23 protein-coding genes are annotated in these 23,777 nt (G+C 63.6%); 10 read left to right on the forward strand and 13 right to left on the reverse strand.

The features are described from left to right. The first annotated feature begins 9 nt into the window (after window positions 1-9). Window positions 10-1,323, forward strand: coding sequence for an ATP-binding protein (locus ACIPZ8_RS13300; RefSeq protein WP_400723628.1), 1,314 nt, complete (start codon window positions 10-12; stop codon window positions 1,321-1,323). Between the two features lie 58 nt (window positions 1,324-1,381). Here the strand turns inward: ACIPZ8_RS13300 and rimK are convergent, their stop codons facing one another. Together rimK and ACIPZ8_RS13310 are read right to left on the reverse strand one after the other, a co-directional pair. Continuing rightward, window positions 1,382-2,287, reverse strand: a complete 906-nt coding sequence (gene rimK, locus ACIPZ8_RS13305) for a 30S ribosomal protein S6--L-glutamate ligase (protein WP_015268602.1) — start codon at window positions 2,285-2,287, stop codon at window positions 1,382-1,384. After that, the gene (locus ACIPZ8_RS13310) at window positions 2,284-2,766 is read right to left on the reverse strand and encodes an ATP-dependent zinc protease (RefSeq protein WP_085678653.1); all 483 of its coding nucleotides are present in this window, start codon (window positions 2,764-2,766) and stop codon (window positions 2,284-2,286) included. Before ACIPZ8_RS13310 ends, rimK begins: the two co-directional genes overlap by 4 nt. A gap of 109 nt (window positions 2,767-2,875) precedes the next feature. Between ACIPZ8_RS13310 and ACIPZ8_RS13315 the strand changes: the two genes are divergently transcribed. Continuing rightward, entirely contained in the window at window positions 2,876-3,277 is a 402-nt protein-coding gene (locus ACIPZ8_RS13315; protein WP_400723633.1) for an RNA-binding S4 domain-containing protein, read from the forward strand. Between the two features lie 29 nt (window positions 3,278-3,306). Here ACIPZ8_RS13315 and ACIPZ8_RS13320 read toward each other — a convergent pair whose 3' ends face one another. Continuing rightward, complete coding sequence (locus tag ACIPZ8_RS13320) at window positions 3,307-4,101, reverse strand: phosphatase PAP2 family protein (RefSeq protein WP_400723636.1); 795 nt, start codon at window positions 4,099-4,101, stop codon at window positions 3,307-3,309. Between the two features lie 119 nt (window positions 4,102-4,220). Between ACIPZ8_RS13320 and hslO the strand changes: the two genes are divergently transcribed. From hslO to ACIPZ8_RS13335, 3 genes are all read left to right on the forward strand, one after another. Beyond that, a complete protein-coding gene (hslO, locus tag ACIPZ8_RS13325; RefSeq protein WP_085678662.1) occupies window positions 4,221-5,120 on the forward strand; it encodes an Hsp33 family molecular chaperone HslO in 900 nt (299 codons plus the stop codon). 179 nt (window positions 5,121-5,299) lie between these two features. After that, the gene (locus ACIPZ8_RS13330) at window positions 5,300-6,847 is read left to right on the forward strand and encodes a phosphoenolpyruvate carboxykinase (RefSeq protein WP_400723639.1); all 1,548 of its coding nucleotides are present in this window, start codon (window positions 5,300-5,302) and stop codon (window positions 6,845-6,847) included. Window positions 6,848-7,112: 265 nt separating this feature from the next. Next, a complete protein-coding gene (locus tag ACIPZ8_RS13335; RefSeq protein WP_400723642.1) occupies window positions 7,113-7,553 on the forward strand; it encodes an acyl-CoA thioesterase in 441 nt (146 codons plus the stop codon). A gap of 56 nt (window positions 7,554-7,609) precedes the next feature. On the opposite strand, the gene ACIPZ8_RS13340 is transcribed toward ACIPZ8_RS13335, so the two are convergent. The 3 genes from ACIPZ8_RS13340 to fdhD all read right to left on the reverse strand — a co-directional run bounded on the left by ACIPZ8_RS13340 (window position 7,610) and on the right by fdhD (window position 11,481). Further along, on the reverse strand, window positions 7,610-8,086 hold the full coding sequence (locus ACIPZ8_RS13340) for a glycine zipper domain-containing protein (protein WP_079230437.1): 477 nt from the start codon (window positions 8,084-8,086) through the stop codon (window positions 7,610-7,612). 213 nt (window positions 8,087-8,299) lie between these two features. Further along, window positions 8,300-10,645, reverse strand: a complete 2,346-nt coding sequence (locus tag ACIPZ8_RS13345) for an FdhF/YdeP family oxidoreductase (protein ID WP_400723645.1) — start codon at window positions 10,643-10,645, stop codon at window positions 8,300-8,302. Window positions 10,646-10,650: 5 nt separating this feature from the next. Beyond that, window positions 10,651-11,481 (reverse strand): formate dehydrogenase accessory sulfurtransferase FdhD, encoded by an 831-nt coding sequence (fdhD, locus tag ACIPZ8_RS13350; RefSeq protein WP_400723648.1) that lies wholly within the window; start codon window positions 11,479-11,481, stop codon window positions 10,651-10,653. A 175-nt stretch (window positions 11,482-11,656) separates the two neighbouring features. On the opposite strand from fdhD, the gene lysM reads away from it, so the two are divergent. After that, entirely contained in the window at window positions 11,657-12,097 is a 441-nt protein-coding gene (gene lysM, locus ACIPZ8_RS13355) for a peptidoglycan-binding protein LysM (protein WP_400723651.1), read from the forward strand. 92 nt (window positions 12,098-12,189) lie between these two features. Here the strand turns inward: lysM and yrfG are convergent, their stop codons facing one another. Continuing rightward, window positions 12,190-12,852 carry a GMP/IMP nucleotidase gene (gene yrfG, locus ACIPZ8_RS13360; RefSeq protein WP_400723654.1) on the reverse strand — a complete coding sequence of 221 codons (663 nt, stop codon included), beginning with the start codon at window positions 12,850-12,852 and terminating at the stop codon, window positions 12,190-12,192. 64 nt (window positions 12,853-12,916) lie between these two features. Here yrfG and nudE point away from each other — a divergent pair, with 64 nt between their 5' ends. Then, window positions 12,917-13,483 carry an ADP compounds hydrolase NudE gene (nudE, locus tag ACIPZ8_RS13365; protein ID WP_015268611.1) on the forward strand — a complete coding sequence of 189 codons (567 nt, stop codon included), beginning with the start codon at window positions 12,917-12,919 and terminating at the stop codon, window positions 13,481-13,483. Beyond that, entirely contained in the window at window positions 13,480-14,298 is an 819-nt protein-coding gene (gene cysQ / locus ACIPZ8_RS13370) for a 3'(2'),5'-bisphosphate nucleotidase CysQ (protein ID WP_400723657.1), read from the forward strand. Before nudE ends, cysQ begins: the two co-directional genes overlap by 4 nt. A 28-nt stretch (window positions 14,299-14,326) precedes the next feature. On the opposite strand, the gene ACIPZ8_RS13375 is transcribed toward cysQ, so the two are convergent. From ACIPZ8_RS13375 to rfbC, 5 genes are read right to left on the reverse strand one after another with little or no spacing between them, the layout of a single operon-like run. Next, window positions 14,327-14,782: a YiiD C-terminal domain-containing protein gene (locus ACIPZ8_RS13375; protein WP_400723660.1), complete on the reverse strand. Its 456-nt coding sequence runs from the start codon at window positions 14,780-14,782 to the stop codon at window positions 14,327-14,329. Next, window positions 14,779-16,188, reverse strand: a complete 1,410-nt coding sequence (locus ACIPZ8_RS13380; protein ID WP_400723663.1) for a sigma-54-dependent transcriptional regulator — start codon at window positions 16,186-16,188, stop codon at window positions 14,779-14,781. The genes ACIPZ8_RS13375 and ACIPZ8_RS13380 overlap by 4 nt, the downstream gene beginning before the upstream one ends. After that, complete coding sequence (locus tag ACIPZ8_RS13385; protein WP_400723666.1) at window positions 16,185-17,999, reverse strand: ATP-binding protein; 1,815 nt, start codon at window positions 17,997-17,999, stop codon at window positions 16,185-16,187. Before ACIPZ8_RS13385 ends, ACIPZ8_RS13380 begins: the two co-directional genes overlap by 4 nt. A 38-nt stretch (window positions 18,000-18,037) precedes the next feature. Next, entirely contained in the window at window positions 18,038-18,898 is an 861-nt protein-coding gene (gene rfbD / locus ACIPZ8_RS13390) for a dTDP-4-dehydrorhamnose reductase (RefSeq protein WP_400723669.1), read from the reverse strand. After that, window positions 18,895-19,437: a dTDP-4-dehydrorhamnose 3,5-epimerase gene (gene rfbC / locus ACIPZ8_RS13395; RefSeq protein ID WP_400723672.1), complete on the reverse strand. Its 543-nt coding sequence runs from the start codon at window positions 19,435-19,437 to the stop codon at window positions 18,895-18,897. The genes rfbD and rfbC overlap by 4 nt, the downstream gene beginning before the upstream one ends. Before the next feature lie 453 nt (window positions 19,438-19,890). On the opposite strand from rfbC, the gene aguA reads away from it, so the two are divergent. Together aguA and ACIPZ8_RS13405 are read left to right on the forward strand one after the other, a co-directional pair. Continuing rightward, window positions 19,891-20,997, forward strand: a complete 1,107-nt coding sequence (aguA, locus tag ACIPZ8_RS13400) for an agmatine deiminase (protein WP_400723675.1) — start codon at window positions 19,891-19,893, stop codon at window positions 20,995-20,997. Window positions 20,998-21,181: 184 nt separating this feature from the next. Continuing rightward, complete coding sequence (locus ACIPZ8_RS13405) at window positions 21,182-21,379, forward strand: hypothetical protein (RefSeq protein ID WP_400723678.1); 198 nt, start codon at window positions 21,182-21,184, stop codon at window positions 21,377-21,379. Between the two features lie 80 nt (window positions 21,380-21,459). Here the strand turns inward: ACIPZ8_RS13405 and ACIPZ8_RS13410 are convergent, their stop codons facing one another. Continuing rightward, on the reverse strand, window positions 21,460-23,562 hold the full coding sequence (locus ACIPZ8_RS13410; RefSeq protein ID WP_400723681.1) for a TonB-dependent receptor: 2,103 nt from the start codon (window positions 23,560-23,562) through the stop codon (window positions 21,460-21,462). Between the last annotated feature and the right edge of the window lie 215 nt (window positions 23,563-23,777).

A 23,777-nucleotide genomic window follows, 5' to 3' on the forward strand; every position in this document is an offset into this window, starting at 1 on the left:
TCGCCGTCGATGAAAACGCCGCTCTGGTTCCCGCAAAGTTTCTTTGCCCGCACCTTGTGGCTGGTGCTGATCGTTGTCCTGTTCTCCAAGGCACTGACGCTGGTCTACCTGCTGATGAACGAGGACGTGCTGGTCGATCGGCAGTACAGCCACGGTGTGGCGTTGACCCTGCGCGCCTATTGGGCGGCGGATGAAGAAAACCGCGACAAGATCGCCGAAGCCGCCGGGCTGATCCGGGTCACCGGTTCCGGCGTGCCGGAGGGTGAGCAGCACTGGCCTTACAGCGAGATCTACCAGCGGCAGATGCAGGCCGAGCTGGGTGAGGACACCGAGGTGCGCCTGCGCATCCATGCGCCGCCAGCGCTGTGGGTGAACGCTCCGAGCCTGGGCCCGGGCTGGCTGAAGGTGCCGTTGTACCCGCACCCGCTGCGTGGGCAGAAAATCTGGAACGTGCTGGGCTGGTTCCTGGCCATCGGCCTGTTGTCCACCGCCTCGGCGTGGATCTTCGTGCGCCAGCTCAACCAGCCGTTGAAGCGCCTGGTATTCGCGGCCCGGCAGGTGGGCCAGGGGCGCAGCGTGCGCTTGCCGATCAGTGACACGCCCAGCGAGATGACCGAGGTGTACCGGGCCTTCAACCAGATGGCCGAAGATGTCGAACAGGCCGGTCGCGAGCGGGAGCTGATGCTGGCGGGGGTTTCCCATGACCTGCGCACGCCGCTTACACGCCTGCGGCTGTCGCTGTCGCTGCTGAACAGCGACAACGAGCTGAGTGATGACATGGTTCGCGACATCGAGGACATGGACGCGATTCTCGACCAGTTCCTCGCGTTCATTCGCGATGGACGGGACGAGCCGGTCGAGGAGGTCGACCTGGCCGACCTGGTGCGCGAAGTGGTGGCGCCCTATAACCAGCCGGAAGAGCGTGTGCGCCTGTGCCTGGAGCCGATTCCGCCGTTTCCGCTGCGCAGGGTTTCGCTCAAGCGCATGCTCGGCAACCTGATCGGCAATGCCTTGCATCACGCGGGCAAGGGCGTCGAGGTGGCGGCCTATGTGTCCGGTGACGAGAGCGCGCCGTATGTGGTGCTCAGCGTGTTGGACCGGGGTGCCGGGATCGACGAATCGGAGCTGGAAACCATCTTCAACCCGTTCATTCGCGGGGACCGAGCCCGCGGGGGCAAGGGGACCGGGCTGGGCTTGGCGATCGTCAAGCGGATCGCGGCGCAGCATGGCGGGAATGTCGAGTTGCGCAACCGCTCCGGTGGCGGTATCGAGGCGCGAGTGCGATTGCCATTGGGGTTGCTGCTGCCGCGTAATGCGGTGTGAGGTGCACCGGCCTCTTCGCGGCTAAAGCCGCTCCGACAGGGGCCGGTGCAGGCTTGAATCAGCCTTTGCCTTTGGTGCGGGTCTGATTCGGCCCGCCATTCTTCTCGAGGTGCTCGATGATCATCCCGGCCACGTTCTTGCCGGTGGTCACTTCTATGCCCTCTAGCCCCGGCGACGAGTTCACTTCCATCACCAATGGCCCGTGGTTGGAGCGCAGGATATCCACACCCGCCACGCTCAGCCCCATCACCTTGGCGGCACGAATGGCCGTCATGCGTTCTTCGGGGGTGATCTTGATCAGGCTGGCCACCCCGCCGCGGTGCAGGTTGGAGCGGAACTCCCCCGGCTTGGCCTGGCGCTTCATCGAGGCGATGACCTTGTCGCCTACCACGAAGCAGCGGATATCCGCACCGCCGGCTTCCTTGATGTATTCCTGGACCATGATGTTCTGCTTCAGCCCCATGAACGCCTCGATCACCGACTCGGCGGCCTTGGTGGTTTCGCACAGCACCACACCGATCCCCTGGGTGCCTTCCAGCACCTTGATCACCAGCGGCGCGCCATTGACCATCTGGATCAGGTCGGGGATGTCATCCGGCGAGTGGGCGAAACCGGTGATCGGCAGGCCGATGCCGCGACGCGACAGCAATTGCAGCGAGCGCAGCTTGTCACGCGAGCGAGCGATTGCCACTGATTCGTTCAGTGGGTATACGCCCATCATCTCGAACTGGCGCAGCACTGCGCAGCCGTAGAAGGTCACCGAGGCACCGATGCGCGGGATCACTGCATCGAAGCCTTCCAGCGGCTTGCCGCGGTAGTGGATCTGCGGCTTGTGGCTGGCGATGTTCATGTAGGCCCGCAGGGTGTCGATCACCACCATTTCATGGCCCCGCTGGGTACCGGCTTCGACCAGGCGGCGGGTGGAATACAGACGCGGATTGCGCGACAGCACAGCGATCTTCATGCAGCACCTGTGACAGGGGAGAGGGTGGCCGGATAGGCCGGTTTGTCTTGCACGTATTTCAGGCCGGGGTTGACCACCAGTTGGCCGTGTATGAGCGCCTTGGAGCCCAGCAGCAAGCGATAGCGCATGTTCTTGCGACAGGCCAGGGTAAACTCGACTTCCCAGACCGCATCGCCCAGGGCCAGTGTGGTGCGGATGACGTAACGGGTCTGCGCCTGGCCGTTGGAGCTCTTGATGGTCTTCATGGTCACCAGTGGCGCTTCACAGCGACGGTGGCGCAGTTGCACGACCGAGCCGAGGTGGGCGGTGAAGCGTACCCAGGGTTGGCCGTCGCGTTCGAACGGCTCGACTTCGGTGGCATGCAGGCTGGAGGTGCTGGCGCCGGTGTCGATCTTGGCGCGCAGGCCCGCCACGCCGAGGTCGGGCAGAGCCACCCACTCGCGCAGGCCGATCACTGTCAGATGGTCAAATTTCTTCACGAAGCACACCCTGCGGATAAGGTGGTGAACTGTAAGCACGGCGGGGACTTTTTGCATCCGTCAGTTACGGTAGTACAGTTCGATGAAAGACAGAATTCGAGGTAACGAGATGGCACAAAAAGCCGAGGACGACGACAAGGCCCGCCTGGACAAATGGCTGTGGGCCGCGCGCTTCTACAAGACCCGTGCGCTGGCCAAGGCGGCGATCGAAAGCGGCAAGGTGCACTGCCGGGGCGAGCGCTGCAAGCCGGGCAAGGAACCTCGGGTAGGTGATGAATTCGTGTTGCGTACCGGGGTCGACGAACGCACGGTCGTGGTCAAGGCGCTGTCGGTGGTGCGGCGCGGGGCGCCGGAAGCGCAGACGCTGTATGAAGAGACAGAAGACAGTGTGCGCCGTCGCGAGCAGGCGGCCGAGATGCGCAAGGCGGGGGCGATGGGGGTGACTACAGATGGCCGGCCGAACAAGAAGCAGCGGCGGCAGATTCACCAGCTGCATGGCAGCTTTGAATAGCTGGGGGCTGCAAAGCAGCCCCCAGCGATTTAGCGGATTACCGCCAGTCGCCCGACCAACGGTAACTTCTTGGCAATAGCAAACAGAGGTGCCGTCCAGCGCAGCAGCAAGGCACTGCCCTTGGCCGCCAACGGCGTATGGCAACTCCAGCCCAGCGCCAGTAGCGCCATCAGCAGGCCGCCGATGTAATCGTCCTGGCCCCAATGAGCCCCGGCCACCAGCCGCGGCATCATGAACAGGAACGCCAGGCCCCAGACCATCAGGTGCTGCACCAGGCGGCGGCTGAACAGGCTCATGAACAAGGCCCAGATCAGCAGCACCGAAGCGTGATCGCCAGGGAAGCTGTTGCTGGAACGGTCCTTCAGCTCCCAGGCCTTTTCCAGGTTCGGGTAGTAACTGCTGAGGTGTATCACGTTGTCGAATACCATCGATGGGCTGTCATGTTGCCAGCCCATTGCATCCACCCACTTGGAAAACAGCGCGCGAATCACCACTAATAGGAGCAGCGTGACCAGAAAGCCAAAGAAGGCTTCGCGAACCTGGCTGGCCTTGAACACCCAATTGCCACGGATCAGCACGGCCAGAAGGGTCAGGCCGACGACGATGTCGAAGGGGCGCAGGCTGCCGATGGTCCAGATGTAGCGCCAGGTCGTGTTGTCGGCCAGTGGCGTGTTGAGGCTATGGAATAGCCACTCGTCGAAAGTCAGGCACAGGATCTGGCCAATAGGCCATAACCAGAAACACAGTAGAGCGATGGGAAGCAGCGTACAGGCTGCCAATGGCCCCCAGGACCACCTTGCTTGGAACAGTGGTCGATTGTCCATAGAATACCTCTATTGCAAACAGGAATCAGAGCGCCTTGTGAGCGCTCTACCACGGGGTCTCGCAGTGGTTCGATCTCCCGTGCAACCATTTTGTCATCATTTTCAGATAGCCAAAACCTATGAGCGATTTGCCTGATACCGATTTCACCCAACGTTTCATCTTCGACGAGCGCGATGTGCGCGGCGAGTGGGTGTCTCTCGATGACAGCTACGCCGCGGTGCTGGCGCGTCACGAGTACCCGCAGCCGGTGCAGGCACTGCTTGGCGAACTGATGGCCGCCACCGCCTTGCTGGTGGGCGCGCTGAAGTTCGACGGCCTGCTGATTCTGCAGGCGCGTTCCGAAGGGCCGATCCCGTTGCTGATGGTTGAATGCTCGGGCGAGCGTGATATCCGCGGCATGGCCCGCTATGAAGCGGAGCAGATCCCGGCCGATGCCACTCTGGAGCAGCTGATGCCCGGCGGCCACCTGACCCTGACCATCGACCCGGTCAAGGGCCAGCGCTACCAGGGCACCGTCGACCTGGACGGCGCCAACCTGTCAGAGTGCTTCACCAACTACTTCGTGCAGTCGCAGCAGCTCAACACCCGCTTCTGGCTCAACGCCGAGGGTGGCAAGGCCCGTGGCCTGCTGCTGCAGCAGCTGCCGCGCGATCGCCAGCCGGACGATGAAGAACGCGAGGACAGCTGGCAGCACGTGATTGCCCTGGCCAAGACGCTCAAGCCAGAAGAGTGGTCGGAAGACAACGAAACCCTGCTGCACCGCCTTTACCACGAAGACGCGGTACGCCTGTTCGACATCCAGCCGCTGCGCTTCAAATGCAGCTGCTCGCGCGAACGTTCCGGCAATGCGCTGGTCAGTTTGGGCGAGCACGATGCCAAGGCGCTGGTCGAGGAGTGCGGCGGCACGGTGGAGATCGATTGCCAGTTCTGTAACCAGCGCTATTTCTTCGATGCCAGCGATGTTGCGCAACTGTTTGCCGGTGGCGGCACAGAAGCGGCGTCAGAAACTCGCCACTGAAACGTTTAATTTCAGGGGAATCTCCTGTCGAATTGCGCAAAAGCGCAGTTCTGACAGGAGGGGCCTACTTTTTTTGGGCGTTTCTGGCATAATCCGGCCACTTTTTTCGCTGTAGTAGTTTTTTCGAGACAACTACAAAACGTTTGGAGCACTCGGCCTCGGGCCGGATGGGGTATCTCATGACGCAAGCCAACAACACCGTGTACACCGACCTGAGCGTCGATAAGCTGGTTGAAGAAGCGCTGCAACGCGGTGAAGGCGTGCTGGCCGATACCGGCGCACTGGTAGTCGAAACTGGCCACCGTACTGGCCGCTCGCCGGCTGACCGTTTCATCGTCGAAGAACCTTCCACCCAGGCCGCCATCGCCTGGGGCCCGATCAACCGCAAGTTCCCGGCCGACAAGTTCGATGCCCTGTGGGACCGCGTCGAGGCGTTCAACAACGCCCAGGATCACTTCGTTTCCTACGTTCACGTAGGGGCTGCTGCCGAGCACTACCTGCCGGTGAAGATGACCACCCAGACTGCCTGGCAGAACCTGTTCGGCCGTTGCCTGTTCATCAACCCGGAGCAGGGCCAGTTCAACCCGGCCGGCCGCGACCAGTGGCAGATCCTCAACGTCGCCAACTTCGTCTGTGAGCCTGAGCGCGACGGCACCAACTCCGACGGTTGCGTGATCATCAACTTCGCCGCCAAAAAAGTGCTGATCGCTGGCATGCGCTACGCCGGTGAAATGAAGAAAGCCATGTTCTCGGTGCAGAACTTCCTGCTGCCGGCCGCCGACGTGCTGCCGATGCACTGCGCTGCCAACATCGGCGAAGAAGGCGATGTCACCCTGTTCTTCGGCCTGTCGGGCACCGGCAAGACCACCCTGTCGGCCGACGAAAGCCGTTACCTGATCGGTGACGACGAGCACGGTTGGGGCGAAGGCGTTGTCTTCAACATGGAAGGCGGCTGCTACGCCAAGTGCATCGACCTGTCCGAGAAGAACGAGCCGGTCATCTGGAAAGCCATCAAGCATGGCGCCGTGCTGGAAAACGTCGTGCTCGACGCCAACAAGCACGCCGACTACGCCGATGTCAGCCTGACCCAGAACAGCCGCGCCGCCTACCCGCTGGAGCACGTCGCCAAGCGCGCCGAAGCCAACCTGGGTGGTGAGCCGAACGCAGTCATCTTCCTGACCTGCGACCTGACCGGTGTTCTGCCTCCGGTTTCGATCCTGAACAACGAGCAGGCGGCCTACCACTTCCTGTCCGGCTACACTGCGCTGGTCGGTTCCACCGAAATGGGTTCGGGCGGCGGCATCAAGTCGACCTTCTCCACCTGCTTCGGCGCACCGTTCTTCCCGCGCCCGGCTGGCGAGTACGCCGAGCTGCTGATCAAGCGTATCAACGCCTTCGGCTCCAAGGTCTACCTGGTCAACACCGGCTGGACCGGCGGTGGCTATGGTGTTGGCAAGCGTTTCAGCATCCCGACCACCCGTGGCGTGATCGCCGCCATCCAGAGCGGTGCTCTGGTCGGCGCCGAAACCGAGCACCTGGACATCATCAACCTGGACGTGCCAAAGGCCGTTCCGGGCGTTGACACCGAGCTGCTCAACCCACGCGCTACCTGGGCTGACAAGGCTGCCTACGACGAGGCCGCCCAAGGCCTGGCCAAGCTGTTCATCGAAAACTTCAAGAAGTTCGACGTTTCCGACGCCATCAAGGCTGCTGGTCCACAGCTGTAAGCTGACCCCAGCCGTAACGAGAAAGCCGCCCCCTGGGGCGGCTTTTTTATTCCTGGAGCACTGGCGCTATCAGTGTAGGAGCGGCCTTGTGTCGCGAAAGGGCTGCGCAGCAGCCCCAGGATTTCTGCATTCAGGCAGATATTGCTGGGGCCGCGATGCGGCCCTTTCGCGACACAAGGCCGCTCCTACAAAGGATCGTGGGCAGTCAAAAACTGGAATTTCTGTTTCACTGTCTGCATCCACTGCCAAGACACGGGCCTACCAGATGACCGAATCCCCCAGCCGCACGGCCTTCTCCCATTTCCACCCGATCCTCACCCGCCCCCAGGACAACGATGTCAACGGCCACATCGCCGGCGCTACCGTGCATGGCTTCTTCGAAACCGCGATCCAGGCCTTCCTCGTCGAACAGGCCGACCTGGACCTGCGCGACGGCGAACTGGCAGCCTTCGTGGTGAGCTCGGCGGCGGACTTCTTCGCCTTGCCGGGCTTTCCGGATGTGCTGGAGGTGGGGCTGGGCGTGACACGGCTGGCAGGCAGTACGGTGGAGTACCGCCTGGCGTTGTATCGCCCGGGAGAAACGGATGCATGTGCGGCCGGCAGGGTGGTGCAGGTATTCATCGAGCGCACCAGCGGCAGGCCAGTGCCGTTGCCCGAGACGTTGCAGGTGATCCTGGCCGGCCTGCAGCTCGATCCGCAGGCATGAAAAAGCCCTGCCGGTGAGGGCAGGGCTCTTTTTACCCGTGGGCTTGGCCCCAGGTATCAGTCACGCCAGTGACGGTGCTTGCGGTGGCCATAGTGGCGGCCGCGGTCGTAGTGGCGACGGTCGTCGTAGTCACGACGGTAGCGACGGTCGTCATGGCGCTCGTCTTCATCGGCCTTGTTGCCCATGTAGTTACCCAGCGCACCACCCGCACCGCCGCCTGCGGCTGCACCGATGTAGCTACCGGTGGTGCCGCCCATCGAGCGACCTACCACGTTACCGCCTGCAGCGCCCAGGGCGCCACCGATGGCGGCCTCGCCACGCTGGCGCTTGTCGGCACCCAGGGCACCGCCGGCCGCACCGCCCAGACCGGCACCAATGGCACCGCCGGTGCTACCACCGATGGAGTTGCCCACTACGGAGCCGAGTACCCCACCCAATGCGCCGCCAATGCCAGCCTCGGTATTGCCGCCTGCCATGGCAACGCCGCTGAGCAAGCTGAAAGACAACAACAGAATCGAGGAGTACTTCTTCATCAAGAGAGCCTCATAGGGATGACGACGCGAATTTGAGGCTACGGAGGGCGGCTGGCAACGAAAATCCGACGAGTAACACGAGTTGTACACAATTCTCTAAGTTACTGTATTTGCTATGAAACTTTATCGTTTTTCGCTTGTCTGAGCTTATTGTGACAAAGCCCTGGACCTCGCGGTTCAGGGCTTTTTTGGTTTTTGCCGAGGCGTTTCTGCTTACAGGATCCGGCCGTCGTCCCGGGCGCGTTCCAGCTTGATCGCCACGAACTTGGACGTCGGCGTATGGCTGCCGTCGCCGATGCTTTCCAGCGGAATCAGCGGGTTCACTTCCGGATAGTACGCCGCTGCCTGCCCGGCAGGGATGTCGAAGGCCAGCAATGTGAAGCCCTGCACACGGCGCACATGCTCATCCCCCCACAACGAGACGATGTCGACCTTCTGCCCTGGCTGGAAGCCCAGGCGGATGATGTCGGCCTCGTTGGCGAACAGTACATCGCGCTGGCCGCGTACACCGCGGTAGCGGTCGTCCAGGCCGTAGATGGTGGTGTTGTACTGATCGTGGGAGCGCATCGACTGCATGATCAGGTCCGGCAACTGGCCGCTGGCGCGAACGCGCTCGTCGAGCAGGGTATCGGGCAGCAGGTTGGCCTTGAAGTTGGCGCGGCCCGTGGTGGTTTTCCACTGACGGCTGGCGGCGCTGTTGCCCAGGTAGAAACCGCCCGGATGGGCCAGGCGCTGGTTGAAGTCGGCAAAGCCGGCAATGGTGTCGCCGATCAGGTCGCGGATACGCGCGTAATCGGCCACCAGCCAGTGCCAGTCCACCGGGTGCTTGCCCAGGGTAGCGGCTGCGATGCCGGCGACTACGGCAGGCTCCGAGCGCATCTGGGGCGACAGCGGCTTGAGCTGGCCGTTGGAGGCGTGGACCATGCTGAACGAGTCTTCCACAGTGACTGCCTGCGGCCCATCGGCCTGCAGGTCGATGTCGGTGCGACCCAGGCACGGCAGGATCAATGCTTGCTTGCCGTGGATCAGATGGCTGCGGTTGAGCTTGGTGCTGATGTGCACGGTGAGTTCGCAGTTGCGCAGGGCCTGTGCGGTGCGTTCGGTGTCCGGGGTGGCCTGGGCGAAGTTGCCGCCAAGGCCGATGAACACTTTCGAACGGCCATCGAGCATGGCGTGGATCGCCTCGACAGTGTTGTGGCCGTTATGCCGCGGTACCGCGAAGTTGAAGCGCTGTTCGATGGCATCGAGCAGGGCCGCTGGCGGGCGCTCGTTGATGCCCATGGTGCGGTCGCCTTGCACGTTGCTGTGGCCACGTACCGGGCACAGGCCGGCGCCCGGCACCCCAAGGTTGCCGCGCAGCATCTGCAGGTTGACGATTTCCTGGATGGTCGGCACCGAATGGCGATGCTGGGTAATGCCCATCGCCCAGCACATGATCACCCGCTTGCCACGGCAGTACATGCGTGCCGCCAGCTCGATGTCGGCCAGCGTCAGGCCGGATTGCGCCTGGATGTGCTCCCAGGAGGTGGCGTCCACCGCAGCCAGGTACTCCTCCACACCATGGCCGTGCTCGGCGATGAATACATGGTCGAAGACTGCCGGCTCGCCGTTGGCCTGGGCTTCGCGCTCCCATTGCAAGACAAACTTGGCCATGCCGCGCAGCAACGCCATGTCGCCGCCCAGCGCCGGGCGGAAGAACGCGGTGTTGGTCGGGCGGTCGCTGTTGGTCAGCATCTCCAGCGGGTTCTGCGGGTGCTGGAAGCGTTCCAGGCCACGCTCCTTGAGCGGGTTGACGCAGACCACCTGGGCGCCACGTTTTACCGCGTCGCGCAGCGGGTCGAGCATGCGCGGGTGGTTGGTGCCCGGGTTCTGGCCCCAGACGAAGATCGCATCGGCATGCTCGAAGTCGTCATAGGTGACAGTGCCCTTGCCGACCCCGACGCTCTGGCCCAAGGCCACACCGCTGGCCTCGTGGCACATGTTCGAGCAGTCGGGGAAGTTGTTGGTGCCGTAGGCGCGCACGAACAGCTGATACAGGTAGGCCGCTTCGTTGCTGGCGCGGCCGGAGGTGTAGAACTCGGCCTGGTCGGGGCTGGCCAGCTTGTTCAGTTCACGGGCGATCAGGGCGTAGGCGGCATCCCAGGCGATCGGCTGGTAGCGATCACTCTGTGGGTCGTAGACCATCGGCTCGGTCAGGCGGCCCTGGTATTCAAGCCAGTAGTCACTCTGCTGCAGCAGCGCGCTGACGCTGTAGCGCGCGAAGAATGCCGCATCGACGCGGCGTTTGGTGGCCTCCCAGTTGACCGCCTTGGCGCCGTTCTCGCAGAACTTGACCATGCCGCTTTCGGGCGAATCGCCCCAGGCGCAGCCGGGGCAGTCGAAGCCGCCGTTCTGGTTGGTCTTGAGCAGGGCGCGGAGGTTCTTCAGCGCGTTGTCGCTGCCGACCCAGGCCTTGGCCACGCTGCGCAGCGCGCCCCAACCACCGGCGGGGCCGTGGTAGGGCTGGTAGCGAGGGGTGGAGGCTGGGGCGTTGTCCGGGAGTTGCTGGTACGAGGTCACGACTGTTACGACTCCGCCGCTGGGCTGTAGACCCGCGGTGCACTGTGTTTGGGCAGATGAATGAGGTTGAGGTTGTGCTTGCGTGCCCATTGCAGGGCAAGGCCGGTGGGCGCCGAGAGGCTGACCAGGGTCTGGATGCCGGCGCGCAGCACCTTCTGGATCAGCTCCAGGCTGCAGCGGCTGGTGACGATGGCCAGGCCGCCCTCGGTGCTGATGCCTTGGCGCAGCAGGGCGCCGATCAGCTTGTCGAGGGCGTTGTGCCGGCCGATGTCTTCGCGGCCCATCAGCAATTCGCCCTGGGCGTTCATGAACAGCGCGGCATGCACGGCGCCGCAGTGCTGGCCCAGCGGCGTGAATGCATCGATGCGCTCGCGCAGGCCCGCCAGCCAGTGCGCCGGCGGCAACGGTGCGCCAGGCAATGCGTTCAGTTCCGGCAGCGCCTGTTCCAGGGCTTCCACCCCGCACAGGCCACAACCGCTGGTACCGGCCAGCTGGCGGCGCTGGTTCTTGAGGTTCCAGAATGCACGGCTGGAGATCTCCAGGTCGGCGTACATCGCCGAGCCGCTGCCGGAGAGTTTCAGGTCATAGATTTCCGACGTGCCTTCGACAATGCCGCTGCCAACGCTGAAACCGACCGCGAAATCTTCCAGGTCGGTGGGGCTGACCAGCATGACGGCCTGGTTCAGGCCGTTGTAGGCAATGGCCAGGGCAACTTCTTCGGCCAGTGGCGTGCAGGTGCGTTCGCCGTCGTTGAGCTGGACGTAGTCGTAGGTGTTGCTGGCGGCGGGCAAGGCCAGAGGCGTCGAGGCCGCGCAGACCGGAGGTTTGCTTTGCATCGGGCGAGATAACCGGCGGCTATTTGATAGCACCAGCCTAGGCCGACGGGCCGGGCGCGTCTAATCGCTAGGGTCTATGCCTTGATAGACCGCGTCGATTGGTCGCAGAGGGGCGGGCAGGGCAATGCTGGCCTAGACTCCTGGCTCCGAGGTTTACGTCAACAAGGAGCGCGTCATGAGCCTGTTCAGTTTCGTGAAGGAAGCCGGCGAGAAGTTGATCGACCTGCTGACTCCCGGCAACGCCAATGCCGAAGAGCAGCTGAAGAAACACGTGGAAAGTGTCGGCCTGGGCAACCCGAACATCTCGGCCACTGTAGAGGGTGACAAGGTCATTCTCAAGGGCGAGGTGGCCAGCCAGGAGGAGAAAGAGAAGATCATTCTTGCCGCCGGCAACATCAAGGGGGTGGCCAGCGTCGATGACCAGATCACCGTGACCGGGCCGGTGGTGGCGGCGGCAAGGTTCGTCACCGTGAAAAAGGGTGACACGTTGTCGGCCATAGCGTTGGTTGAATATAAAAATGCGGGCCTGTACAACAAGATTTTCGAGGCCAACAAGCCGATGCTCAAGCACCCGGACAAGATCTATCCGGGGCAGGTGCTGCGTATTCCTGACTGATCTATGCAGGCTGGTCCGGCCTCATCGCGGATAAATCCGCTCCTACAGGCGATGCGAATCTGTGTAGGAGCGGATTTATCCGCGAAGGGCCCTTACAGGCCTACCAGCAGATCCCGGTAGTCCTCGACCGCCGCAAACTCCTCGGTATCGCGCGGCTGCGCCTTGCTGTCCGGCTGGCGCACCGCCAGCAGGTGCCCCACGCCAAAGCGCCGCGCACTGCGCAGGATGGCCAGGGTGTCATCGATGAACAGGCTGCGCTGCGGGTCAAAGCCGATATCCGCCTGCAAGGCGTCCCAGAACTGCGCGTTTTCCTTCGGGTAACCGTAATCGTGCGAACTGATCAGCCGTTCGAAATACGGCGCCAGCTCCACCCGCTCCAGCTTCAGAGACAGTGAATCGCGGTGGGCATTGGTGATCATCACCACGCGCTTGCCCGCCTGGCGGATCGCTGCCAGGAACGTATCGGCATCCGGCCGCAGGGCGATCAGGTCGGCGATTTCGCGCTTGAGCTCACGAATCGGCAATTTCAGCTCACGGCTCCAGAAGTCCAGGCAGTACCAGTTGAGGGTGCCGGCGTTGCGCTCGAACAGCGGCTGCAGCTCCATTTCTGCCATGGCCCGGCTGACCCCGTGCAGCTCGGCGTAGCGCTGGGGCAGGTGGTCGAGCCAGAAGCGGTTGTCGTAGTGCAGGTCGAGCAGGGTACCGTCCATGTCCAGCAGGACGGTATCGATGGCAGACCAGGGAAGAACAGGCATGGGAAACTCTCGATCAGTCGGCAAGCCACGGTATAGTAACCCGTTCACGCCAAGGAGCCGCCCCATGCGCCAGAAACCCACCGTCCTCAGTCGCGAGATCGTCGCCAGCAGCCGCCTGTTCCGGGTCGAGGCCGTGCAGCTGCGCTTCAGCAATGGCAACGAGCGCACCTATGAGCGCCTGGTCGGCCGTGGCAACGGCTACGGCGCGGTAATGATCGTGGCCATGCTCGACGCCGAGCACGCGGTGCTGGTGGAGGAATACTGCGGCGGCACCGACGAATACGAGCTGTCGTTGCCCAAAGGCCTGATCGAGCCGGGTGAGGACGTGCTGGCCGCCGCCGACCGTGAGCTCAAGGAAGAAGCCGGCTTTGGTGCTCGCCAGCTGGAGCACCTGACCGAGCTGTCGCTGTCGCCTGGCTACATGAGCCAGAAGATCCAGGTGGTGCTGGCCAGCGACCTTTACGAGGAGCGCCTGGAGGGCGACGAGCCGGAGCCGATGCGGGTCGACAAGGTCAACCTGCGCGAGCTTTCGGCCCTGGCCATGCACCCTCAGTTCACCGAGGGGCGGGCGTTGGCGGCGTTGTACCTGGCCCGTGACCTGTTGATCCAGCGGGGGCTGCTCGAAGCATGAACGACCTGCAACTGATGCACGAAGTGGTCAAGCTCGCCCAGTTGGCCGGCGAGGCCATTTTGCCGTTCTGGCGCGCCGACGTGGCGGTGACCAACAAGGCCGACGATTCACCGGTGACGGCCGCTGACCTGGCTGCGCATCGGGTCATTGCCGATGGCTTGCTGGCGCTGGCGCCGCAAATTCCGGTGCTCTCCGAAGAAGACTGCGATATTCCGCTGGCCGAGCGCCAGGGCTGGAGCCGCTGGTGGCTGGTCGACCCGCTCGACGGCACCAAGGAGTTCATCGCCGGCAGTGAGGAATTCACCGTCAACATCGCTCTGGTCGAGAACGGCGAGGTGGTGTTTGGCGTGGTGTCGATGCCGACCAACGGGCGCTGCTATTTCGGTGGTCGCGGCCTGGGCGCCTGGCGCTCTGAAGGGGCTGCCGAGGCGCTGTCTGTTCAAGTGCGCAATGCGCCGCCTGCCGATGGCCGTTTCACCGTGCTGGCCAGCCGTCGTCATTCCAGCCCGCAACAGGAGGCACTGCTGGCAAGCCTGAGTGCTGCTGTGGGTGAGCTTGAATTGGCGAATATCGGCAGCTCGCTGAAATTCTGCCTGCTGGCCGAGGGCAGCGCTGACTGCTACCCGCGCCTGGCGCCGACTTCGCAGTGGGACACGGCGGCGGCGCAGGGCGTGCTGGAAGGTGCTGGTGGCGAGGTGATCGAGGTGGATGGCCAGCCGTTCCGCTACCCGGCGCGTGAGTCGCTGCTCAATCCGTTCTTCCTGGCTTTGCCTGCCAAGGCGGCCTGGCGCCAGGCCTTCCTCGACCTGATCTGAAGCACTCACAGGGATCGTGCCAGCCTTGTTAGCGGTGCAGGACGTATTGGCCGCTGAAGGTGACGGCAGGCTCGTCGCTGCCGGCGTTGCTGACAGTGGTCGCCAGCGTCAGCCGGGCCCGGCCGCGGCGCTGGTACAGGGTCAGGAACCGCTCCCAGGTCTTTTCGTCCGGCGCCGCGCAACGCGCCACCGCCGCGCCGGTCACCGGCAGCGGGTAGTTGATCTGGCCTTCCTGGATGACGATATGCCCGTCATCGATGCCCAGTTCGCGCAGGCGCAAGTGCAGCCAGCCCCATCCCACCAGCACCGCAGCGCAGTACAGGCTGCCGCCGAACATGGTGCTCTTGTGGTTGACGTTGGCCGCCAGCGGCAGTTGCAGGCGCAGGGTCTGGGCTTGCCAATCGATGACTTCCAGGCCCATCTCACGGGTTAGCGGAATGTCGCCGTGCAGCACGGACTGCAGGTATTGGCTATCGGAACTCATGGGCGGTTTTCCTCGTGGTCGTCGCTGCCGCTGCTACCGCCTTCGAAATGCAGGCCGTGCTTGCGCAGCTTGTCGTGCAGGGTCTTGCGCGGGATGCCGAGGGCTTCGGCGAGGCTGCGCATGGAGCTGTGGGGCTGGGCCAGTTCGGCGGCGATCAGTGAGCGTTCGAACTGCTCGACCTGATCGCTGAGATTGCCCAGCAAAATCGGCGTCGCGGCTTGCGCAGCAGGCGGTGCCTGGCCATCGAGGGCCAGCTCCAGGCCCAGGGCAAAACGTTCGGCAGCGTTCTGCAGTTCGCGCACGTTGCCCGGCCAGTCATGGCGCAGCAGCATGGCCCGCTGGGCCGGTTGCAGGCTGTGAGGTGGCAGGCCATGGCGCTGGCTGGCGGCATCGGCGAAGTGCTGGAACAGCACCAGGATGTCGTCACCGCGCTCGCGCAAAGGAGGAATACGCAGCGGCGCCACGTTCAGCCGGTAGTAGAGGTCGGCGCGGAAGCGGCCCTGGTCGGCAGAGGTGCGCAGGTCTTCCTTGGTGGCCGCGATGATGCGGATATCCAGCGGGATGAGCTGGTTGCCACCGAGTCGCTCGACCACCCGCTCCTGCAACAGGCGCAGCAGCTTCACCTGCACATCCAGGCTCATGCTCTCGATCTCGTCGAGGAACAGCGTGCCGCCGTTGGCGAACTCGAACTTGCCGATGCGGCGCTTCTGCGCACCGGTGAAGGCGCCCGGCTCGTGGCCGAACAGCTCGCTTTCGACCACCGACTCGGCCAGTGCGCCGGCGTTGATGGCCACGAACGGCCCATCGCGGCGGCTGGACAGGTCGTGCAGGGCGCGGGCGACCACCTCTTTGCCGGCACCGGTTTCACCGAGGATCAGCACGTCGGCACGGGTGCCTGCCAGGGCGCCGATCTGCTCACGCAGGCGCTGCATCGACGGTGAGTGGCCGACCAGCCGGGTGGCCAGCTGCTGGCGGTCGCTCAGGGCCAGGCGCAGGCTGCGGTTGTCCAGCACCAGGCGGCGCAGGGCCAGGGCGCGGCGCACGCTGTCGAGCAGGGCGTCGCTGGCGAAGGGCTTTTCCAGGAAGTCGTAGGCGCCCGCGCGCATGGCCTGCACCGCCAGCGGCACATCGCCGTGGCCGGTGATCAGCAGCACCGGCAGTTCGCTGTCGCGACCGTGCAACTGCTCCAGCAGCTGCAGGCCATCGATGCCTGGCATGCGAATATCGCTGACCACCACGCCCGGCCAGTCGGGCTCGATGCGCTCGGCCAGGCCTTGGGCGTCAGCCAGGGCAACGACCTTGAGCCCGGCCAGGTCGAGGGTCTGGCTCAGGGCCTGACGCAGGTGTGGGTCGTCGTCGACCAGGATCACCTGGGCCTGGCTGTCGATGTAAGGCTCGGTCGTCATGCCGAGGGGTCCTCCGAAGTGGGCAAGGTAGCGCCAGGTGCGGCCACGCGCAGTTGCAGGGTGAGCAGGGCGCCACCTTCAGGGTGGTTGGCCAGCAGCAGTTCACCGCCCAGCGTGCGCATCAGGCTTTCGCAGATGGCCAGGCCCAGGCCCAGGCCCTGGGTGCGGGTCTTGGTGGTGAAGAACGGCTCCTTGGCGTGCTCCAGGGCCTGGCGGCTGAAGCCCGGGCCGTTGTCGCGAATGTACAGGTAGACGTAGTCATCGTGCCTTTCGGCACTCAGCCACAGGCGCCGTGGGTTGGCCTTTTCCGTCAGGGCGTCGAGGGCGTTGGCCAGCAGGTTGCCCAGCACCTGGCGCAGGCGGGTTTCACCGGCCTGCACCCACAGGGTGGCCTCGGGCAGGTCGCGGATCAGCTCCACGGCCATTGCCCGACGGCGCTTGGCCAACAGGGCCAGGGCATCATCCAGTGCCGGTTGCAGGGCCACGCTTTCCGGGGCGTGGCGGTCGCGACGGGCGAAGGCGCGCAGGTGGGCGATGATCGACGCCATGCGCCCGGTCAGTTCGCCAATCAGCTTGAGGTTGCCGCGGGCGTCCTCGGTGCGTTGATGGTCGAGCAGGATTTCGGCGTTCTCGGCGTAGCTGCGGATCGCGGCCAAGGGTTGGTTGAGCTCGTGGCTGATGCTTGCCGACATGGTACCGAGCACCGACAGCTTGCCGGCCTGGACCAGTTCATCCTGGGCGCGGACCAGTTCCTGCTGGGCATTTTCGCGCTCGAGCACGGCGCTTTTCAGCCGGGTGTTGAGGCCTTCGAGGGCGGCGGTACGCTCGGCCACGCGCTTTTCCAGCTCTTGGCGGCCACGGGCCTCGAAGCCGATGCGGTCGATGTAATGGCGACGCCGCTGCATCACCAGGCCGGCGAACAGCATCAGCACCAGCAGCGCGCCGGCGCCGATGGCCATGACCGTCTGCACCGAGCGGTCGACCAACAGGCGCGGGGCGAGGATGCTCACCTGCCAGCCGGTTTCCTTGATGTCGCGGGTCTGGGTGAGCCAGGCGTCCTGGTTCAGCACCAGCGGTTGCGGGGCCTGGGTCGGGTAGGGCTGGATGGCGATGATCGCCTGGCGCTCGGCGTCGGTCAGCTCACGGGTGGCGCGAAAGCGCCAGTCGGGGCGCGAGGTAAGGATCACCACGCCGTTGTGGTCGGTCAGCAGCAGCTGCTCGGGGGTACGGCCCCAGAGGGTTTCGGTATGGTCCAGGTCGACCTTGACCACCAGCACGCCAACGATGCGCTCGCGGTCGCGCACAGCGGCAGCGAAGAAGTAGCCGCGTTTGGCCGAAGTTGTGCCCTGGCCGAAGAAGCGACCCAGGCGGCCGGCCATGGCTTCGATGAAATACGGGCGGAAGGAGAAGTTGCGGCCGACGAAGCTGTCCGGCTTGTCCCAGTTGGACGCGGCCAGGGTGTTGCCACTGACGTCCATCAGGTACATCACCTCGGCGCCGGTCTGCTGGACGATGTCCTTGAGCAGGCGGTTGGCGTTGGTGACCGCCTCGAGGCGGAACGGGTCGGCCAGCACGCCGCGCAGTGCCGGCAGGTCGCCGAGGATCTGCGGCAGGGTTTCGTAGCGGTGCAGGGTACCGAGCAGGTTGGCGACGTACAGGTCGAGGGTCTGGCGGTTCTGCGAGGCCAGCTCATCCTGGTAGTAGCGCTCGGCCAGATGGTGCAGTGGCCACAGCAGTGGCGCCAGGCACAGGGCCAGCAGGGCCAGGCTGCGCCAGCGGGGACGGCGAGGGGGCGTGGGTTTTGCAATCATCGCGTAAGTGCGCCAGAGGGGTCTGGCGCAATTATGCGCTACTTGAGGCAGTCGATCAGCGCTTGCTGCCAGTGCGGCAGGTGCACGTCCCACTCACGGGCCAGGCGCGAGCAGTCCAGGCGTGAGTTGGCTGGGCGACGTGCTGGGGTCGGGTACTCGCTGGAGGGGATCGGCAGCAGCTCGGCACAGGGCAGGCCGCGTGCCTTGAGCTGTTCGCCGATGGCCTGGGCGAAGCCGAACCAGGAGGTTTCGCCCTGGGCGGCCAGGTGATAGGTGCCCCAGGCGCCGCGCTGCCCGGCTTGCCAGCGCTCGATGAGCTCCCGGGTGGCGACGGCGATGGTCGTGGCCCAGGTGGGGGCGCCGATCTGGTCGTCGACCACGCGCAGCTGTGGTTTTTCCTGCAGCAGGCGTTGCATGGTCAGCAGGAAATTGCGCCCGTACAGCGAATACACCCAGCTGGTGCGCAGAATCAGGTGTTCGCCATCCACTGCGGCAATGGCCTGCTCCCCGGCCAGTTTGCTGCGGCCGTAGACCCCCAGCGGGTTGGGGCGGTCGAGCTCGGTGTAGGGCAAGGCCTTTTCGCCATCGAAGACATAGTCGGTGGAGTAGTGAATCAGCGGCGCTCCCAGGCGCACCGCTTCTTCGGCCAGAACCCGCGGGCTTTCTGCGTTGATTGCAAAGGCCAGGTCCGATTCGCTTTCGGCCTGGTCCACCGCGGTATGGGCGGCGGCGTTGATGATCAACTGCGGGGTCAGGCGCCGCAGTGGCGCGCGCAGCGCCTCGGGGTTGGCCATGTTCAGTTGGTCACGGCCAAGCAGGTGCACTTCGCCGAGCCCGGCCAACTGCGCCTGCAGTGCCTGAGCGACCTGGCCATGGTGGCCACAGACGAGAATCTTCATGGGAACAGGTCCGCGTCTTTCAACAGCACGGCCGCCTGGTCCTTGGCTGACAGGATCGGGTTCTCCACGCCCCAGTCAATGGCCAGATCAGGGTCGTCCCAGCGGATCGAGCGCTCGGCGGCGGGGTTGTAGTAGTCGGTGGTCTTGTACAGGAAGTCGGCTGTTTCGCTCAGCACCAGGAAACCATGGGCGAACCCCGGCGGGATCCAGAACTGCAGGTGGTCGGTGGCGGTAAGGTGCCGGGCCACCCAGCGGCCGAAGTACGGCGAGCTGCGGCGGATGTCCACGGCCACGTCCAGCACTTCGCCCTGCACCACGCGCACCAGTTTCCCCTGCGGGTTGTCGATCTGGTAATGCAGGCCGCGCAGCACGCCGCGCTGGGAGCGCGAATGGTTGTCCTGGACAAAATGGCCATCGAACCCGGTCTGTTTCTTGAATTCGCGGGCATTGAAGCTTTCGAAGAAAAAGCCACGGCTATCGCCGAAGACCTTCGGTTCGATGATGACTACGTCGGGTATCTCGGTCGCTATGATGTTCATGGAAATTCTTCGGTCAGTGTGCTGAAGGTCCGACCTTGAAAGGTCCGCTCTAAGTCCGCCGTCTTGGCAACCTGAGCCTAGATCGGCTGGCGGTGAGCCAGCACGCGCCCACCGGTCGATTTCATCTTCGCACCGGGTTATCGGCCGCAAGTCCGGCTTCCCCAGTAGAAAGATGAAACAGGTTTCATCTTGAGGCTTTTTGGCATGCAGATGCAGCCTGCGCAAACAGATTATAGAGAACGTCGAGTCCGGTGAGATTGTGGTCGACCGCTTATCGATCTATATCGACAAAAAATAGATATTTGTTAACATTTTGCCATTCACTAGGCTTCTAAAGTCGATATGTATCGGTTATAAACTAGCCAATACCGCCGGGCATCCTGCACCGTCGGAAATGTCACATTCACTTGCTATCCATCGACCATCGGCCCAGTGCCTTTGCAGAGGTTACCCATGAAGACCCTCAACTCCACCCCCCGCGCCGACGGTTTCCACATGCCCGCCGAATGGGCCCCGCAAAGCCAGGTCTGGATGGTCTGGCCGGAGCGTTCGGATAACTGGCGCCTGGGCGGCAAGCCAGCCCAGGCAGCGCATGTCACCCTGGCCAAGGCAATCGCCCGTTTCGAGCCGGTCACGGTGGCCGTTTCCGCCGGTCAGTACGAAAACGCCCGTCGCCAGCTCGACCTGCCGAACATCCGTGTGGTGGAAATCAGCAACGATGACGCCTGGGTGCGCGACACCGGCCCGACCTTCGTGATCAACGACCACGGTGAAGTGCGCGGCGTGGACTGGGGCTTCAACGCCTGGGGCGGCTTCGACGGTGGCCTGTATGCGCCGTGGAACCGTGATGAGGAACTGGCAGCCAAGGTGCTGGAAATGGAGCGCTGCCAGCGCTACCACACCGAAGGCTTCGTGCTTGAAGGCGGTTCGATCCACGTCGATGGCGAAGGCACCCTGATCACCACCGAAGAGTGCCTGCTCAACCGCAACCGCAACCCGCACCTGAACCGCGAGCAGATCGAAGAGATCCTGCGCGAGCAGCTGGCGGTGGAAACCATCGTCTGGCTGCCCGATGGCCTGTACAACGACGAAACCGACGGCCACGTCGACAACTTCTGCTGTTACGTCAGCCCAGGCGAAGTGTTACTGGCCTGGACCGATGATTCCAACGACCCCAACTACGCCCGTTGCCACGCCGCCTACGAGGTGCTGAAAAACACCCGTGACGCCAAAGGCCGCGAGTTCGTGGTGCACAAGATGCCGATCCCCGGCCCGCTGTTTGCCACTGAAGAAGAATGCGCGGGTGTCGATCAGGTGGCCGGTAGCCAGGAGCGCGACCCGTCGGTGCGCCTGGCCGGTTCGTACGTGAACTTCCTGATCGTCAACGGCGGCATCATCGCACCGAGCTTCAATGACCCGGCAGATGCCCAGGCCAGAGCGATTCTGGCCAAGGTCTTCCCGGGTCACGAAGTGGTGATGATCCCGGGCCGTGAGCTGCTGCTCGGCGGTGGCAACATCCACTGCCTGACCCAGCAGCAGCCGGCACCGGTCAAGCGCTGATACAGGCCACACGAAGAAGCCCGTCGGATGACGGGCTTTTTTTTGCCCGGACGATATCCGGAAGCCTGGATGGCATATGTTTTGTATTGTTTTTCAGGGAGTTACCCAGGCAGGCCGGGCACACCGTTCTGTAACAATCACGACGTAGATTAGCCGCTCACGGGCCCAGGGAGTACGTGTGGACATGAACGCAGCAAGTGAGACGGCTTTGCGCCCATCGGCAGTCAATCACCAATCGCTCGCGGTTGTGGCGCAGTGGTTGAAACACCATGGAGGCAAACGGGTCAGGACGACCGACCCACGACGTCTGCTTGACGGCCGCTATCCTCAAGGGCTGATCAGCGATGCTGAGCTGGATGCGCTGCTGGGGGTCTGGCACTGACCAGGGCAGGAGCCCGCCCCATGAAGAACGCCACCGCAATTGCGGTGGCGTTTTCGTTTGTGCAAGGCGCAGACGGTTGATCAGAAACGGTAAGTACCGGTCACCACCAGGCTGCGCGGGTCGCCGACCTGGATCTGCGCGGCACTGGTCGCCGAGCTGTAGTAGGTCTTGTCGGTGATGTTGCTCAGCGCTGCCCGCACATCCCAGTCATGGGTGCGGAACCCTGCCAGCGCATCCCAACGGCCATAGCCTGGCAATACCGTGGTGTTCTGGTTGTCGGCGTAGCGTTCGCCGACCAGCGTCAGCCCGGTCTCGGCATACCAGCCCAGTTCTGGTTTCCAGGTCACGAACAGGCTGGCGTTGCGTTTGGCCACATCGTTGATGCGATTGCCTTCCTGGCCGTTGTTGTCCTTGACGATGGTGGCATCCTGCAAGCCAATGCCGCCGCGCACGTACCAGTTGCCGACGATATTGCCGGTGGCCGTCAGTTCGATGCCGCGTGAGCGTTGCAGGCCGCTGAGCAGGGTGATCTCCGGGTTGTTCGGGTCGCGGGTGCGGCGGTTGTAGAGCTCCAGTTCATAAATGGCGAGGGTGGTGCTCAAGCGTTCGTCCAGCCAGTCGCTCTTCACACCGATCTCTTTCTGCCGGGTCAGCTCCGGGCTGGTGTCGTTGCCGTTGCCCGGCGCGCCTGGAGTAATACCGATCAAACCGCCGCCCACGGGCGAGAATGTCTTGCTCCACGACGCGTAGAAGGCGTGGTCGCGCCAGGGTGTGTAGACCACCCCCAGGCGCGGGCTGGTGGTATTGCTGTCCTGTTTCTCGGACAGGTTGCGGACCTTGTTGGTGGTCTCTACCTCGAACTGGTCGAAACGCACCCCGGCCAGCAATTGCCATTGGCCATTCAGGCGGATCTGGTCCTGCAGGTAGAGCCCGCGGCTGTCGACCACGGTGTGGTTATTGCTCGACACCACCATGCGGCCATTGTGCTGCAGGCTGCGGTCGGGGTTGTAGACATTCAGGCTGGGGACCGGGCTGCCCCCGGCCGAGACCGGCGCGGCGGTGTACAGCGTCGGGTCACGGCGCTGATTGCCGAACTCCAGCCCGACCAACAGCTTGTGCTCCAGGCCAAGGGTGGCGAAATCACCTTCGGCTTCCAGGTTGTTGAACAGATTGCGGGTGTTCAGGTCCTGTTGCCAACGCTGGCGGGTTACCGTCTGGTTGCTGGCGTTGTAGCCGGTCAGGTAGGTGTTGTCGAACTCGCTGTCGAGCTTGAACAGGCCTAGGGTGTGGCGCAATTGCCAGGTTTCGTCGAGCTGGTAGTTCAGCCGAGCGCGCAGCGATTGCGCACGGTCATCGATGTAGTCGCGCTGGGTGTCGCCATAGGTGGTGCTGCGGCCGACATCGGCCGGGCGCCCGTCGACACCGGGAATGCCACGGTCAGGCGTGCGGTTGTAGCGGCTGTACTCGTACTGCACCAGCCAGTTGAGGTCGGGTGAAAGCTGCCAGCTCATCGATGGCGCGAACAGTTGACGGCTACCGTCGATGCCATCGCGGAAACTGTTGTTGTCCTGGTTGCCCATGTTCAGGCGCAAGCTGATGGTGTCGCTGGGGTCGGCACTGAGGTCGGCATACAGGCTGCGCAGGTCTTCACTGCCACCCTGGGCTTCGACCGACGAGCGCCGTCCACGCTCTGGCGCCTTGCTCACCCGGTTGACGATGCCGCCCTGGCTGCCACGGCCATAAAGCACGGCGGCTGGCCCTTTGAGTACTTCGACCCGCTCGATGTTATGCAGGTCGCGAATGTACTGGCTGTCGTCACGGATGCCGTCCAGATAGAAGTCGTTGCTGGCCTCGAAACCACGAATACGGATGCTGTCGAAGCGCGTATCGGCACCGCTGCTGACGTTGGGAATGCCCTCCAGGGCCTTGCCCAGCGTATTGCTGCCGTAGTTCATGACGTTGGAGGTCTTCACCGTGTCGATGGCTTGCGGCACATAGCGCACCGGCGTCGACGTACGGGTCGCGGTGCTGACTTCCTTGACCTGTGGGTTGTCTTCTTCGCGCTCGCTCTCGGCAGTCACCGAGAGTTCGGGCAGTGTGGTGCTGGTGGCGCTGGCCAGGCTGGGGCTGATCAACAGTGACAGGCCAAGGCCAAGGAAGGGCAGGCGATTGGGGACGAGCATCGGACATCCGGCTGAGGTAAATGAAAAATAAGCGCGAATGGTAATGCTTGTTATTTACTGCCGCTCGAGTATTTGTAAAGACTTGTCTTTACATATGTATCAGTTTGTAAATGTCGCTTTTCCACAGTTTGATGCAGAAAGTTCCCACGGAAGACAAAATGCCTGCCGATTGCTTCAAGTGGCATGGAAATGCACCAGTCACGACAGTGAAATTG

The organism is Pseudomonas sp. NPDC089422, assembly GCF_044749405.1.
Lineage (GTDB): Bacteria > Pseudomonadota > Gammaproteobacteria > Pseudomonadales > Pseudomonadaceae > Aquipseudomonas.